The 14,727-nt window shown below is 71.3% G+C and carries 12 protein-coding genes and 1 tRNA gene; 11 read left to right on the forward strand and 2 right to left on the reverse strand.

Going from position 1 to position 14,727, the window contains the following annotated elements; translation table 11 throughout:
- Window positions 1–31 precede the first annotated feature (31 nt).
- From DEJ30_RS16685 to DEJ30_RS16695, 3 genes are all read left to right on the forward strand, one after another.
- Window positions 32–1,360 carry an NAD(P)/FAD-dependent oxidoreductase gene (locus tag DEJ30_RS16685; protein ID WP_110862777.1) on the forward strand — a complete coding sequence of 443 codons (1,329 nt, stop codon included), beginning with the start codon at window positions 32–34 and terminating at the stop codon, window positions 1,358–1,360.
- A 208-nt stretch (window positions 1,361–1,568) separates the two neighbouring features.
- On the forward strand, window positions 1,569–2,708 hold the full coding sequence (locus DEJ30_RS16690) for a zinc-dependent alcohol dehydrogenase (protein WP_110862778.1): 1,140 nt from the start codon (window positions 1,569–1,571) through the stop codon (window positions 2,706–2,708).
- A gap of 11 nt (window positions 2,709–2,719) precedes the next feature.
- On the forward strand, window positions 2,720–3,319 hold the full coding sequence (locus tag DEJ30_RS16695; RefSeq protein WP_258370028.1) for a hypothetical protein: 600 nt from the start codon (window positions 2,720–2,722) through the stop codon (window positions 3,317–3,319).
- Window positions 3,320–3,670: 351 nt separating this feature from the next.
- On the opposite strand, the gene DEJ30_RS16700 is transcribed toward DEJ30_RS16695, so the two are convergent.
- Window positions 3,671–3,756, reverse strand: a tRNA-Leu gene (locus DEJ30_RS16700).
- 161 nt (window positions 3,757–3,917) lie between these two features.
- On the opposite strand from DEJ30_RS16700, the gene DEJ30_RS16705 reads away from it, so the two are divergent.
- The 3 genes from DEJ30_RS16705 to mshC all read left to right on the forward strand — a co-directional run bounded on the left by DEJ30_RS16705 (window position 3,918) and on the right by mshC (window position 7,381).
- The gene (locus tag DEJ30_RS16705) at window positions 3,918–5,246 is read left to right on the forward strand and encodes a M20/M25/M40 family metallo-hydrolase (RefSeq protein ID WP_110862779.1); all 1,329 of its coding nucleotides are present in this window, start codon (window positions 3,918–3,920) and stop codon (window positions 5,244–5,246) included.
- 63 nt (window positions 5,247–5,309) lie between these two features.
- Entirely contained in the window at window positions 5,310–6,140 is an 831-nt protein-coding gene (locus tag DEJ30_RS16710; protein ID WP_110862780.1) for an undecaprenyl-diphosphate phosphatase, read from the forward strand.
- Complete coding sequence (mshC, locus tag DEJ30_RS16715; RefSeq protein WP_110862781.1) at window positions 6,137–7,381, forward strand: cysteine--1-D-myo-inosityl 2-amino-2-deoxy-alpha-D-glucopyranoside ligase; 1,245 nt, start codon at window positions 6,137–6,139, stop codon at window positions 7,379–7,381. The genes DEJ30_RS16710 and mshC overlap by 4 nt, the downstream gene beginning before the upstream one ends.
- Window positions 7,382–8,152: 771 nt before the next feature.
- Here the strand turns inward: mshC and DEJ30_RS16720 are convergent.
- Window positions 8,153–9,088 carry a proteasome assembly chaperone family protein gene (locus tag DEJ30_RS16720; protein ID WP_110862782.1) on the reverse strand — a complete coding sequence of 312 codons (936 nt, stop codon included), beginning with the start codon at window positions 9,086–9,088 and terminating at the stop codon, window positions 8,153–8,155.
- Between the two features lie 147 nt (window positions 9,089–9,235).
- On the opposite strand from DEJ30_RS16720, the gene DEJ30_RS16725 reads away from it, so the two are divergent.
- From DEJ30_RS16725 to DEJ30_RS16745, 5 genes are all read left to right on the forward strand, one after another.
- Window positions 9,236–9,985: an HAD family phosphatase gene (locus DEJ30_RS16725; protein WP_258370029.1), complete on the forward strand. Its 750-nt coding sequence runs from the start codon at window positions 9,236–9,238 to the stop codon at window positions 9,983–9,985.
- Window positions 9,982–11,163 (forward strand): tRNA (adenine-N1)-methyltransferase, encoded by a 1,182-nt coding sequence (locus DEJ30_RS16730; RefSeq protein ID WP_110862784.1) that lies wholly within the window; start codon window positions 9,982–9,984, stop codon window positions 11,161–11,163. Before DEJ30_RS16725 ends, DEJ30_RS16730 begins: the two co-directional genes overlap by 4 nt.
- 42 nt (window positions 11,164–11,205) lie before the next feature.
- Complete coding sequence (locus DEJ30_RS16735; protein ID WP_110862785.1) at window positions 11,206–12,126, forward strand: FKBP-type peptidyl-prolyl cis-trans isomerase; 921 nt, start codon at window positions 11,206–11,208, stop codon at window positions 12,124–12,126.
- 71 nt (window positions 12,127–12,197) lie between these two features.
- A complete protein-coding gene (locus tag DEJ30_RS16740) occupies window positions 12,198–13,250 on the forward strand; it encodes a YafY family protein (protein WP_110862786.1) in 1,053 nt (350 codons plus the stop codon).
- The gene (locus DEJ30_RS16745; RefSeq protein ID WP_110862793.1) at window positions 13,243–14,214 is read left to right on the forward strand and encodes a YafY family protein; all 972 of its coding nucleotides are present in this window, start codon (window positions 13,243–13,245) and stop codon (window positions 14,212–14,214) included. Before DEJ30_RS16740 ends, DEJ30_RS16745 begins: the two co-directional genes overlap by 8 nt.
- Window positions 14,215–14,727: the final 513 nt, after the last annotated feature.

Here is a 14,727-nt window from a genome sequence, read left to right on the forward strand (position 1 = left end):
GCGCCAAGCCAAAGTCCGGTAGACCGGAGGAATGGCAGACTCGATCCCTCACGTCCTCGTCCTCGGCGGCGGCTCCGCTGGCTACACCACGGTCAAGCAGCTCCAGAAGCACGCGGCCACGGTGCCCATGCGCATCACGCTGGTGGACCAGAACACGTACTACACGTACCTGCCGTTCCTGCCCGAGGTCGCCGGTGGCCACATCGCGCCGAAGGACGTCACCGTCGAGCTGCGCCGTGCACTGCGCAAGACCCGGGTGATCCAGGGCAAGGTCACCGCGATCTCCTCGGCCGACAAGACCGTCTCGATCGCGACCGCCGGCGGCGACGACCGCACCCTCGGCTACGACCACCTCGTCGTCGCCCTCGGTTCCGTCACCCGCACCTTCCCGACCCCCGGGCTCGAGGAGTACGGCGTCGGCTTCAAGAGCGTCGAAGAGGCCGCCTACGTGCGCGCCAAGCTCCTCGACAACATCGCGAAGGCCGCTGCCACCCGCGACGAGGACGAGCGTCGACGTCTGCTGACCAGCGTCTTCGTCGGCGGTGGCTACACCGGCGTCGAGGCGATCGGTGAGCTGTTCGACCTGTCGCAGGCCGCCATCAAGACCTACCCGTCGCTCGCCGGCGAGCAGCCCCGCTGGGTGCTCATCGATGCCCTCGACCGCGTCGCGCCCGAGGTCGGCCCGGAGCTGTCCAAGTGGACGCTCGAGTCGCTCCGTGCCCGTGGCATCGACGTCCGCCTGAAGACCACCATGCCGAGCGCCGAGGGCGGCGTCGTCAAGTTCTCCGACGGCGACGAGTTCGCCACCGGTCTGCTCGTCTGGACCGCGGGCGTCAAGCCGAACCCGCTCCTCGACGCCTCCGACCTGCCGCGCGGGCCGAAGGGCCACCTCGCCGCGAACGCGAAGCTCCAGGTCGAGGCCGAGGACACCCACCAGGTCGTCGAGGGCGTCTGGGGCCTCGGTGACGTCGCGCAGGTGCCCGACCTGACCGCCGACAAGCAGCCGGCGTTCTACCCGCCGAACGCGCAGAACGCCGTGCGCCAGGCCGTGGTCGCCGCCGACAACATCGTCGCGACCATCACCGGCAAGCCCCTCGAGGAGTACCGCCACCCCTCCATCGGCACCGTCGCGTCGTACGGTGTCGGCAAGGGTGCCGCGAACATCAAGGGCATCAAGATGACCAACCTGTTCGCGTGGCTCGCGCACCGCGCGTACCACGTGTACGCGATGCCGACCCTGAACCGGAAGGCCCGCATCATCATCGGCTGGATCACCGGTGCCGTGTCGGGTCGCGACGCGACCTCGCTCATCAAGGAAACCGACCCGCGACGCAACTTCGTCGAGGCGTCGAAGAGCTAGGAGACCGAACGCGGCAACAGGCCGCAACGTCGTCGAGGCGTCGAAGAGCGAGACGCCCCCACGGATCGGACGGGAGGCGCGGTGCCAGCTGGCACCGCGCCTCCCGTCCGTCTGTGCGGACGACCACCGCCTGTCCGCCATCTGCAGACCTGGGTCCGTTCCAACGTGCGCCGCGCCAGCGTGGACGTGCCGAACGAGAGGAGCGCCCATGCGCGCCATGACCTACCGCGGGCCCTACCGGGTCCGTGTCGAGGAGAAGCCGGATCCCCGGATCGAGCATCCGAACGACGCGGTGATCCGCGTCGAGCGGGCGGCGATCTGCGGATCCGACCTGCACCTGTACCACGGCATGATGCCCGACACCCGCGTCGGACACACGTTCGGCCACGAGTTCATCGGCGTCGTCGAGCAGGTCGGGTCGTCGGTGGAGACACTGAGCGTGGGGGACCGCGTGATGGTCCCGTTCCACATCTCGTGCGGGACCTGCTGGTTCTGCGCCCGCGGCCTGTTCACGAACTGCCACAACGTGAACCCGAACGCCACGGCGGTCGGCGGGATCTTCGGGTACTCGCACACCACCGGCGGCTACGACGGCGGGCAGGCGGAGCGTGTCCGGGTGCCGTTCGCCGACGTCGGTCCGCAGGTGATCCCGGAATGGCTCGACGACGACGACGCCCTGATGATGACCGACGCCCTGGGCACCGGGTACTTCGGCGCCCAGCTGGCGTCGATCCGCGAGGGCGACACCGTCGTCGTGCTCGGCGCCGGACCGATCGGGCTCTACGCCGCCAAGTCCGCCTGGCTGATGGGTGCCGGGCGGGTCATCGTCGTCGACCAGTTCGAGTACCGCCTCGAGAAGGCTCGGACGTTCGCGCACGCCGAGACGATCAACTTCGCCGAGGTCGACGACGTCGTGCTCGAGATGAAGAAGCAGACCGACTTCCTCGGCGCGGACAGCGTGATCGATGCCGTCGGTGCCGAAGCCGACGGCAGCTTCGTGCAGCAGGTCACCGCCACCAAGTTCAAGCTGCAGGGCGGATCGCCGGTCGCGCTGAACTGGGCGATCGACGGCGTGCGCAAGGGCGGCACGGTGTCCGCGATGGGCGCCTACGGCCCGATCCCGAACCTGGTGAAGTTCGGCGACGCCATGAACAAGGGCGTCACGATCCACATGAACCAGGCGCCCGTGAAGCGGCAGTGGCCCCGTCTGCTCGAGCACATCCAGGCCGGACACCTGAAGCCGAGCGACATCATCACGCACCGCATCCCGCTCGAGCACATCGCCGAGGGGTACCACCTGTTCTCGTCGAAGCTCGACGACTGCATCAAGACCGTCATCGTCCCGTGAAGGAGCACACCGTGCCCGACAACGCCGCGCCCGATCACACCCCGTACATCGCCGATCCGCCCCGTCGGGTGCCCTCGGCCGAGGAACTCCGCGCCCGCATCCCGGGGTGGGGGAGCGACCTCGACCTCGCGGACCGTCCCTCGGTGCCGAAGCTCTCGCGCGAGGCCGGTTCGGCCACCGGTGCCCACTGGGACCTCCCGCCGCAGCAGGACGGTGCGCACGGCCGGGAGCGCTCGATCGAGCACGCCCACGTGACGCCGGTGTTCGGCACCGCGCAGCCCCTGCACGGGGTCGCCGGGATCGTCCGGCGGTACGCCTACCGGCGGTTCAGCGAGGGGCGTCTGGCGCACTGGATGCTGCTCGTCGTCGGGGACCGCCTGGACGTCGCGACGCACCGGGTGACCGATGCATTCAGGGGTCGGCCGGACCGGGTGATCAGCGAGACCGGCGTCGCGGCGGAACGTGGGAACCGCCCTGTTGCGTCGCGCCTGGGGTCGAGTCGGCGGGACTGGCGGCACCAGGTGCTCGACCCGGTGGTCGCGAACTGGGGTTGGCTGGCGGCGCTCGGTGCCGTCGTGCTGGTGGTGCGGCGGGTGCGCCGCTCGCGGTGACCGCGCAGGCCGCCGGGCTTGCAGCCTGGTGCGGCGTTGCCCACTCGGTGCGACCTTGTTCCGTCACACGGAGTGCACAACCTCGCACCGGCCTGCGACGTGTGCACGCTCCGGACTGGAGGCGCGTGGCGGCCCCGCCCCGCGCCTCCCGTCCGGACGGGCCTGCGTGCAGAGCCACTCCTGCCCCTGCCTCGATCGCCCTGAGCGCAGCGAAGTGGCGCGCGGTTCGCCCTGAGCGCAGCGAAGTGGTGCCCGAGGCGGTGACGCCCTGAGCGCAGCGATGGCGGCACTCGCCGAGAAGACACAACAGAAAATGCCCCCCGACCGAAAGGTCGGGGGGCATGCATTCTGTGTCCGAGAGGGGACTTGAACCCCTACGCCCTAATACGGGCACTAGCACCTCAAGCTAGCGCGTCTACCAATTCCGCCACCCGGACAGGGTGTCTGGTGTCTGATTCCCGGGTTGAACCCGGCGTTCCTGCCGAGAGAAGACACTAGCACGGGTCTGAACGCGCGATGAACACGGTCGCGCATCCCGGGCGAGTCCTGCGTGTCGGGACTCGGCGACGGGGTCGGTGCCGACCGATACCGTGGAGCCATGACGAACCCGGAGCCCTCCGAGCCGCAGTCCGTGCCCGAGCTCGAGGCCACCGCGGCGATCGCCCGCGACCTCATCCGCATCGACACGACGAACTGGGGCGAGGGGAAGTCCCGTGGGGAGACCGAGGCGGCCCACTACGTCGAGGACAAGCTCCGCGCCCTGGGTCTCGAGCCGCAGTTGTTCGAGTCCGAGCCGGACCGGGTGAGCGTCGTGGCACGGGTACCCGGCCGGAACCGTGACAAGCCGGCGCTCGTGGTGCACGGGCACCTCGACGTCGTGCCGGCCGACCCGGCGAACTGGTCGGTCGACCCGTTCGGTGGTGTGGTCAAGGACGGATCGCTGTGGGGTCGCGGCGCCGTCGACATGAAGAACATGGACGCGATGATGCTCACGTCGCTGGCCGACGTCATCGAGCAGCACGGTGCGCCGGAGCGTGACCTGGTGATCGCGTACTTCGCCGACGAAGAGGCCGGGGGAGTCCTGGGGTCCCACCACGTGGTCGACCAGCACCCCGAGGTCTTCGCGGGGGCGTCGGCGGCGATCAGCGAGGTCGGCGGGTACTCGATCACGCTCGGTGACCGTCGCGCCTACCTGCTGCAGACCGGCGAGAAGGCGCTCATGTGGGTGAAGCTGATCGCGCGCGGCACCGCCGCCCACGGCTCGCACGTGATCCGCGACAACGCCGTCACGAAGCTCGCGGCGGCGGTCGCCCGGATCGGCAGCGAGGAGTGGCCCGTCCGGCTCTCGGCCACGACGGACGCGATGGTCGCCGAGGTGGCGCGGTTCCTCGGGGTCGACCCGACGGTCACCGGCCCGGACGAGGTCGCGCTGGCCACCGGCTCGGCGTCGCGGTTCATCCACGCCGCGCTGCACACCACGTCGAACCCGACGGTGCTGACCGCCGGCTACAAGCACAACGTGATCCCGGACACCGCCGAGGCCCTGGTCGACATCCGCTGCCTGCCGGGTGACGAGGAGACCGTGCTCGAGCGGGTGCGGGAGCTCGCCGGACCCGACGTCGAGGTGGTCATGTCGTTCCGCGACATCGGCCTCGAGCAGGACTTCGGCGGCCCGCTGGTCGACGCCGTCCGCGACGTCCTCGGCCGGCACGACCCGGGCGCACCTGTCCTGCCGTACCTGCTGTCCGGCGGCACCGACAACAAGGCGCTCTCGACGCTCGGCATCGCGGGGTACGGGTTCGTGCCGCTCCAGCTGCCGGCCGGTGTCGACTTCCCCGCGATGTTCCACGGCGTGGACGAGCGGGTGCCGCTCGACTCGCTGGCGTTCGGTCGGCGGGTGCTGGGCGACCTGCTCGCCACGTACTGATATTGTTCATGGTCGCCGTCGTGGCGGTGCCCTGACCGACCTCCCCCCTGAAAGGCCCGTGCGATGCACATCCTCGAGGCGATCTTCCTCGGCTTCGTCCAGGGGCTCACCGAGTTCCTGCCGGTGTCCTCCAGCGCGCACCTGCGCATCGTGGGGCTCTTCCTGCCCGACGCGAAGGACCCCGGTGCGGCCTTCACCGCGGTGACGCAGCTCGGCACCGAGACCGCGGTGCTCATCTACTTCTGGAAGGACATCACCCGGATCGTCGGGCGGTGGTTCCGGTCGGTGGTCAAGCGTGACGTGCCGAAGGGCGACCCCGACGTCCGCCTCGGCTGGCTGGTGATCCTCGGCACGATCCCGATCGGGGTGGCCGGGCTCCTGCTCAAGGACTCGATCGAGACCACGTTCCGGTCCCTCTGGATCGTCGCGGTCGTCCTCATCGTGTTCGGTGTCGTGCTCGGGGTGCTCGACCGTGTCGGCCGCAAGGAGCGACGCATCGAGCAGATGACGTTCCGCGGTGGGCTGCTCATCGGCCTGGCGCAGATGCTCGCCCTGGTGCCCGGTGTGTCCCGTTCCGGCGCGACCGTGTCGATGGGTCTCGCCCTCGGGTACACCCGGCCGGCGGCCGCGCGCTTCGCGTTCCTGCTGGCGATCCCGGCGGTGTTCCTGTCCGGCTTCTACGAGGCCGCGACGAGCCTCGGCGACCACGGCTCACCGTTCGGACTCGCCGACACGCTCATCGCCACCGTCGTCGCGTTCGTGGTCGGGTTCGTCGTGATCGCGGCGTTCATGAACTACATCAGCAAGCGCAGCTTCATGCCCTTCGTCGTCTACCGGATCGCACTCGGTATCGTGCTCATCGTGTTGTTGTCGCTCGGAGTGATCCAGCCGTGAGGGCCTGGCAGGCCCCATCCGTCCCCGACGTCCCCGGCGCCGCGCCCCGACCGGTCGTCCACGACACCGCAACGGGCAAGCCGGTGGACCCCGCCCGCGACGAGGACCGCGCTGCGCTGTACGTCTGCGGCATCACGCCGTACGACGCCACGCACCTCGGCCACGCGGCGACCTACCTGGCGTTCGACACGCTCGGCCGCGCCTGGCGTGACGCGGGCCTCGACGTCGAGTACGCGCAGAACGTCACCGACGTGGACGACCCGCTGCTCGAGCGTGCCGCCCGCGACGGCGTCGACTGGCGCGCCCTGGCGGCCGAGCAGGTCGACCTGTTCCGCCGCGACATGGAGTCGCTGCGGATCCTGCCGCCGGACGACTTCGTGGCCGTCACCGACGAGGTCGAGCGCGTCGCCGAGGCCGTCTCGTTCCTGCAGGAGACCGGCTACGCGTACGAGGTCCCGACCGACGGCGCCGAGGGCGACGACCTGTACTTCGACGTGAACCGCCCCACCGACGCGTGGACCCTCGGTGACGAGAGCGGCCTGGACCGCGAGACGATGCTCGCCCTCGCTGCCGAACGCGGCGGCGACCCGGAACGTCCGGGCAAGCGTGATCCGCTCGACCCGCTGCTGTGGCGCGCCGCGCGTGACGGTGAGCCGGCCTGGGACACCGAGATCGGCCCCGGTCGCCCCGGCTGGCACATCGAGTGCAGCGTCATCGCCGGTGATCGCCTCGGGCTGCCGATCAGCGTGCAGGGCGGCGGGAGCGACCTCGTCTTCCCGCACCACGAGATGAGCGCCGGGCACGCTGCTGCCCTCGCGCACCAGCCCCTCGCGAACGCGTTCGTGCACACCGGGATGATCGCCTACCAGGGGACGAAGATCTCGAAGTCGCTCGGCAACCTCGTCACCGTGCGCGGGCTGCTCGACGACGGCGCCGACCCCCGGGCCATCCGGCTCGCGCTGCTGTCGCACAAGTACTCCGACGACTGGGAGTGGTTCGACACCGAGCTGACGAGCGCCCAGACCCGGCTCGCCGGCTGGGATGCCTGGGCCTCCGGAGCCACAGCCGGGCACGCCGACGACGCAGCGGACGTCGCGGCGCGCATCCGCGCGCGGGTCTCCGACGACCTGGACACCCCGGGCGCCGTCGCGGCGGTCGACACGGCGATCGCGGGTGGCACGGCGTGCACGCCGGAGCTCCTCGACCTGATCGACGCGCTGCTCGGCATCCGCCTGGCCTGACCTCGGCTCACCGGCCGTCGCGTCGGTGCCGGAGGTGATCGGGGTGTCGTGACCTTGCGTGGCGGCGGACGGGAGGCCCGTCGCGGGCCCGACCCGTGCCTCCCGTCCGCCGAGTGGTCGCGACACGTCGCGTGTGCGCTGCCGAGGGGTCAGGAACTGTCGTCCGGGCGGGCCGCAACCGACAGTTCGCGACCACTCGGCGGAGGAGAGCGGGGTGTCGTGACCGCACGCGTCCGCCGGGCGGGAGGCCCGTGGCGGGCCAGCCCTGTGCCTCCCGTCCGCCAGGTGGTCGCGACACGTCGCGTGTGCGCTGCCGAGGGGTCAGGAACAGTCGCCCGGGAGGGCCGCAACCGACGATTCGTGACCACTCGGCGGAGGTGAGCGGGCTGTTGTGACCGCACGCCCCCGCCGGGCGGGAGGCCCGTGGCGGGCCAGCCCCGTGCCTCCCGTACGCCGAGCGGTCGCGACACGTCGCGTGTGCGCTGCCGAGGGGTCAGGAACTGTCGTCCGGGCGGGCCGCAACCGACAGTTCGTGACCACTCGGCGGAGGTGAGCGGGCTGTTGTGACCGCACGCCCCCGCCGGGAGGGAGGCCCGTGGCGGGCCAGCCCCGTGCCTCCCGTACGCCGAGCGGTCGCGACACGTCGCGTGCGCGCTGCCGAGGGGTCAGGAACTGTCGTCCGGGCGGGCCGCAACCGACAGTTCGTGACCACCCGGCGGAGGTGAGCGGGGTGTCGTGACCGCACCCCTCCCGACCGTCAGGGGGTGACGGTTACTGCTGCGGCGGCTGCTGGGGCCGCCACGGCCCCTCGCCACCGGCGGTGCCGCCGTCCTTGCCGTCCTTGCGCTCACGGCGACGGAGGTACTGCTCGAACTCCTGCGCGATGGCGTCGCCCGACGCCTCGGGGGAGTCGACCGTGTCGCGCGCCTGCTCGAGCTGCCCGATGTAGGACGCCATGTCCTCGTCATCGGCGGCGAGGGCGTCGATCCCCTCTTCCCACTCGGTGGCGTCGTCGAGCAGCGACCCGCGCGGCACCGTGACGTCCGTGAGCTCCTCGATCTTGTCGAGCAGCGAGAGCGTGGCCTTCGGCGAGGGCGAGTTGTGCACGTAGTGCGGCACCGACGCCCACAGGGACAGCGTGGTCAGCCCGGCCTTGTCCATCGCGTCGGCGAGGACCCCGAGGATGCCGGTCGGGCCCTCGTACGACGAGCGGTCGACGTCGAAGGCGGCGCGGACCCCGGCGTTCTCGCTCGACACGAAGACCGAGATCGGTCGGGTGTGCGGGACGTCGGCGAGCATGGCCCCGACGAAGACGACGGCATCGATCGAGTAGACGTCCGCCAGGTCGATAATCTCCGAGCAGAAGCCCCGCCAGGTGCGCGAGGGTTCCGGGCCGACGAGCACGAAGACGTCACGGTCGGTGGGGGAGCCGGTGGCGCCGATGACGGGACGACCCTCGGCACCGGGGCCGTACAGCACGATCCGGGGCCACTGCACGCCGCGGTCGCCGTTGTCGTCGGTGCCGACGGTGGGCCGGTTGAACTGGTAGTCGACGTACCGCTCGCCGTCGAGCTCGCGCAGCTCGTCGAGCCCGAGCGACTCGACGATGCGACGCGCCAGACCGCTCGCGGCCTCGCCGGCGTCGTTCCAGCCCTCGAAGGCGACGACGAGCAAGCGACCGTCGCTGAAGGGGGAGTGCTGTGGCACGGAGCGGACCTCCTGGTGGTGGAGCGGAGCGGGGCGGGAGCGATGCCCCCGGCCGGACACGATTCAGGCATCCACTGTAGGCCCAGGGGGTGTCAGCGCACGCGCGCGTCCGCGCCCAGCGGAACGGCCCCGGTAGACTCGTCGCCCGTGACCGCGCATCCTCCTGCCCTCGTCCCGCCCGCAGCCGTGCTGTGGGACATGGACGGCACGATCATCGACACCGAGCCGATCTGGCAGCGGTCCCAGGTCGACCTGACGACCCGGTACGGCGCCGAGTGGACGGAAGCGGACGGCCTGTCCCTGGTGGGCAGCGGTCTCGAGCGCTCCGGTGAGCTCCTGCGTGCCAGGGGCGTCGACATGGAGGTCGAGGAGATCATCCAGTGGATGACCGACTACGTGATGGAGCACCTGCGCGCCGGTGAACTGCCCTGGCGGCCGGGTGCCCGTGAACTCGTCGAGGAGCTCCACGCCCGCGGCATCCCGACCGCCCTGGTCACGATGTCCCGTCGCAAGATGGCGCTCGTCGCCGCCGAGGCCCTGGGCGAGCGTGGCTTCCGCGTCGTCGTGGCCGGCGACGACGTCGACCGCCCGAAGCCGTTCCCGGACGCGTACCTGTCCGCCGCAGCGCAGCTCGGCGTCGAGCCCACCGCGTGCGTCGCGATCGAGGACTCCGCGACCGGCGTCGCGTCGGCCGTCGCCTCCGGCGCCGTCACGGTCGCCGTCGAGCACATCGTCCCGCTGTCCGAGATCGCCGGCGGCGACGTGCACCTGACCACCCTGGCGGGGGTCGACGTCGACCGGCTGGTCGAGTTGACGACGCCGGCACTGGCCGCACGGACTGGAGGCGCGGTGCCGGACCCGGCGCACGCTGCGGACACCGAAGGGGTCACCCGATGAGCCACACCGACGACGCACGCGACGAGGCGCACGCGAGCCGCGCCTCCGCTCCGACCGCGGACCCGACCGCAGCGCTCCCGCACACCGCGGGCGGCGCACCGCACACGCCGCCGCGCGGCCCGTTCCGGGCCGGCGACCGCGTGCAGCTGACCGGTCCGAAGGGCAAGCTCACCACGCTGTCGCTCGAGACCGCGGGTGAGTACCACACGCACCGCGGGGTGCTCCGGCACGACGACGTCATCGGCCAGCCCGACGGCTCGGTCATCCGGGCGAGCACCGGTGACGAGTACCTCGCGCTCCGTCCGCTGCTCAACGACTACGTGATGTCGATGCCGCGTGGTGCCGCGATCGTCTACCCGAAGGACGCCGCGCAGATCGTGGCCTTCGCGGACGTCTTCCCCGGTGCTCGCGTGGTCGAGGCCGGGGTCGGCTCGGGGGCGCTGTCGCTGTTCCTGCTCCGTGCGATCGGCCCGACCGGGCAGCTGCAGTCGTTCGAGCGCCGCGAGGAGTTCGCGGCCATCGCGAAGGGCAACGTCGGCACGTTCCTCGGAGCCGTCCCGGACAACTGGTCCGTCACCGTCGGTGACCTGGTCGAGTCGCTGCCCGACGCGACCGAGCCGCAGAGCGTCGACCGCGTCGTGCTCGACATGCTCGCGCCGTGGGAGTGCGTGGACGCCGCAGCCGACGCCCTCGTGCCCGGCGGACTCATCGTCTGCTACGTCGCGACCGTCACGCAGCTGTCCCGCACGGCCGAGGCCCTGCGCGACACCGGACGCTTCACCGACCCGATGCCGAGCGAGACCCTGGTGCGCACCTGGCACGTCGAGGGCCTCGCCGTCCGCCCGGACCACCGCATGGTCGGGCACACCGGGTTCCTCATCACGGCACGACGCCTGGCCGACGGGACGGTGCTGCCGAACCTGAAGCGCCGCGCGGGCAAGGCGGAGTTCTCGGACGAGGACATCGAGGCCTGGACCCCCGGCGCCGTGGGCGAGCGGGCGACGAGCGACAAGAAGCTCCGCAAGGTGGCTCGGCAGTCGGCGGCGCAGGCGCGGAAGGTCGCGGCGGCCGAGGCGTCGTCGGCGGCGGTGGATGGTGCTGCGGCACCGTCCGGGGCCGCTGCGGCTCCGTCGGATGCCGCTGCGGCTCCGTCCGGGGCCGTCGAGGACGAACGGTAGGCTGACGGCGTGCCCGTCCTGCATCGAACGGAAAGAGGGTCCGTGCGCACCATCCCCGCACTCCTGGTCACCATCGGTCTCGCGGTGTCCCTCACCGCCTGTGCCTCGAACGGTGCCGGCACCACGCCCTCGAGCTGTGCCGCTCCCGGCGCCGCGTCCGAAGCGGTGACCGCCACCGGCAAGTTCGGCTCGGAGCCGAAGGTCAGCGTGCCGAAGGGCCTGACCACCAAGGGCACCCAGGTGTCCGTGCTGAAGCAGGGCAGCGGTCGCACGATCGACGACGGCACCCCCGTCCTGGTCGAGTACACCCTGGTCGACGGCTCCACGGGCGAGGTCGCCCAGACGAGCGGCTACTCGGGCCAGACGGCACCGATCACCGCCGGTGCGAGCAACTACGGGGCCCTCGGTGCTTCGCTGCAGTGCGCCCACGTCGGCGATCGACTGGCGGTGGCCCTGCCGAAGAGCGCCCTGAGCGGCACCGACGGCACCGGTGGCAGCTCCTCGTCGAAGAAGACCGAGGACGCCGTGATCGCCGTCATCGACGTCAAGCGCGCGTTCGACGCCCGCGCCACCGGTACCCCGCAGCTCGCCGGCGACAAGATGCCGGCCGTCGTGCTCGCGCCGTCCGGAGCCCCCGGCATCACGATCCCGTCGTGGAGCGCCCCGAAGTCGAACGAGACCCACCTGCTCCGCAAGGGCGACGGTCGCGAGCTCACCGCCAAGGACACCGCGGTCATCAAGTACACCGCCGTCACCTGGGGTGCCGACCCGTCCGTCGCCGGCTCCAGCTGGACCGACGGTTCCGGCGCGCAGGCCATCCCGCTCACCAAGGGCCAGGTCGACGAGGGCGTCCGGACCGCGATCGTCGGGCACCACGTCGGCGACCAGGTCCTGGCCATCGTCAACCAGCAGGGGACCGCGTACGCGTACGTGATCGACGTGCTCGGGGCGATCTCGAACTGACCCGGTCCGACCGTCCACGGACCACGGCGCGGGTGCACTGCGGTGCACCCGCGCTGCCGTAGGATCGGCTCGTGCCAGCGACCCGTGTGCCCCGTGTGCCCGCCGAGGAGCGGCTGTTCAGCCTCGTGCTCGCGCTGCTCTCGACGGAGTCCGGGCTGACCAAGGCCGAGATCCTGGCCAACGTGCAGGGGTACCGGCAGCGGTTCTCGCCCGGCGGCGACAACGCCTCGCTCGAGCGCCAGTTCGAACGCGACAAGGACGACGTCCGCGAGCTCGGCATCCCCCTCGAGACCATCGAGACCCCGGGTGCCGCGGGCAACAACCAGACGCTCCGGTACCGGATCCCGAAGGGCGAGTACGACCTGCCGGTCGACGTCCGCTTCACCCCGGACGAATCCGCGTTGCTCTCCCTGGCCGCGATGGCCTGGCGCGAAGGCGCCCTGTCCGCCGACTCGCGCCGTGGCCTGCTGAAGGTCCGCTCGGCCGGTGCCGAGGACGACGACGGTGCCCTGCAGCTCGGGGTCGACGCGTACGCTCCGCGGCTCCGCGCCCGGGATGCCTCCTTCGAGCCGCTCCGTTCCGCGCTCGACCGCGGTGCAGCCGTGCGCTTCGACTACATCACGCCGGGGCAGCACGACGCGCGTCGGCGCGAAGCGGCTCCACTCGCTCTGGTGCAGCACGGCGGCCGGTGGATGCTCGCCGCCCACGAGTTCGCGACGGACTCGGACAAGAACTACCTGCTGTCCCGCATCGTCGGGCCGGTCACCCAGTACGAGGTCGGGCAGCACACCGCTCCCGTCGGCGCGGGGGAGCGCACCCTCGCCGAACTCGAGCGGATCTGGGCCGAGCGCACCGCGCGCATCGCCGTGACGCCGGGTTCCGACGCCGAACGCCGACTGACCCGTCGCCGCGACACCGAGACCGACGCCGACGGCGCGCTCGTGCTGCACCACGTCGACCCGCAGATCCTCGCCGAGGAACTCGCCGCCTTCGGGCCCGAGGTCCGGGTGCTCGAGCCCGACGACCTGCGGGCACGGGTCGACGAGCGCCTCCGTGCACTCGTGCGCGACCACACCGACGACGACGGTGCCGCAGCCCCCGGAGAGGACCCCGTTCGTGGCTGACGCCCAACCCCTGCAGGCGCAGGACAAGCTCGCGTTCCTGCTCGCCCTGGTGCCGTACCTGATCGACCGCGAGCGGGTCTCGGTGGCCGAGGCCGCTCGGCACTTCGGTGTGCCCGAGGCCCGCATCCGGCGTGCCGTCGAACTCATCGCGGTGTCCGGGGTGCCCGGCGAGACGATGCAGTACCAGCACGGCGACCTGTTCGACATCGCGTGGGACGACTTCGACCAGAACGACATGATCGTGCTGACCAACCTGGTGGCGATCGACGACTCACCGCGTCTGTCGGCTCGTGAAGCCTCGGCGCTCATCGCCGGCCTGCAGTACCTGTCCGCGCTGCCCGAGGCCGCCGACCGTGACGCCATCCGTGCGCTCATGGCCAAGCTGTCCCGCGGTGCCGGGGGAGCGGCGTCGACCGTCGCCGTCGGGCAGGACCTGCACGACGTCGCCCTCGCCACCATCCGCCGGGCGATGTCCGACGGCCGGGGCCTGGTCTTCGAGTACGCCGGACCGCGCACCCAGGGCGGCACCCGACGGGTCGACCCGCTCCGGGTCGAATCCATCGACACCGACTGGTACCTCCGCGCGTGGGACCTCGACCGGCAGGCGCTCCGGACGTTCCGGCTCGACCGGATGTCGGAGGCGCGCGTCGACGACCGCCCGGCCGAGAAGACGATCGACCAGGTCGTGATCCCGGACACGCTGTTCCAGCAGGCCGCCGACGACGTCATCGTCACGGTGGAACTCGACTCGACGTCGCTGCCCCTGGTCGCCGACTTCCTGTCCGACACCGCCGACGCGCCCGACGATGACGGGCGTGTGCGCATCCGGCTCGCGGCGTCGCACGGGTTCGACGGCGTGGTCCGGCTCGTCGCCGGGTTGCCGGGTCGTGCCGTGGTGCTCGACCCGCCCGCGGCCCGTGACGCCGTGCGCGACTTCGCGGCCGCTGCCCTCGCCGCGGGCTGAGGTCTGCCGCTGCGGCCCGTTCGAGCGCTGCACGTTCCGCCCATGTACGCCCGTTCGCGCACGGTGGACCTCGGGTACCTGGTCGTTCCGGCGTACCCGATGTGTTGATCCGACGAGGTATGCACGATCTCGCCAGGTATGCCCGATCTCGCGAGGTACGCCCGATCTTGCCAGGTACGCCCGATCCCGCACGGTGGACTTCGGGTACCTGGTCGTTCCGGGCGTACCTGGTTTGTTGATCCGACCAGGTACACCCGATCTCGCCAGGTGTGCCCGATCGTGCCAGGTACGCCCGCTCGCGCACGGTGGACTTCGGGTGCCTGGTCGTTCCGGGCGTACCTGGTGTGTTGATCGGACCAGGTGTGCCCGATCTCGCCAAGTACGCCCGATCGTGCCAGGTACGCCCGATCCCGCACGGTGGACCTCGGGTACCTGGTCGTTCCGGGCGTACCTGGTGTGTTGATCCGACCAGGTACGCCCGATCTCGCCAGGTACTGTCTCTTATACACATCT

It is taken from the genome of Curtobacterium sp. MCPF17_003 (assembly GCF_003224385.1).
Classification (GTDB): Bacteria; Actinomycetota; Actinomycetes; order Actinomycetales; family Microbacteriaceae; genus Curtobacterium; species Curtobacterium flaccumfaciens.

Bases quoted from the DNA above. Each gene is read 5' to 3' on its own strand.
- DEJ30_RS16705 (WP_110862779.1), top strand. From the start codon at position 3,918: ATGACGAACCCGGAGCCCTCCGAGCCGCAGTCCGTGCCCGAGCTCGAG.
- DEJ30_RS16690 (WP_110862778.1), top strand. From the start codon at position 1,569: ATGCGCGCCATGACCTACCGCGGGCCCTACCGGGTCCGTGTCGAGGAG.
- DEJ30_RS16730 (WP_110862784.1), top strand. From the start codon at position 9,982: ATGAGCCACACCGACGACGCACGCGACGAGGCGCACGCGAGCCGCGCC.
- DEJ30_RS16710 (WP_110862780.1), top strand. From the start codon at position 5,310: ATGCACATCCTCGAGGCGATCTTCCTCGGCTTCGTCCAGGGGCTCACC.
- DEJ30_RS16685 (WP_110862777.1), top strand. From the start codon at position 32: ATGGCAGACTCGATCCCTCACGTCCTCGTCCTCGGCGGCGGCTCCGCT.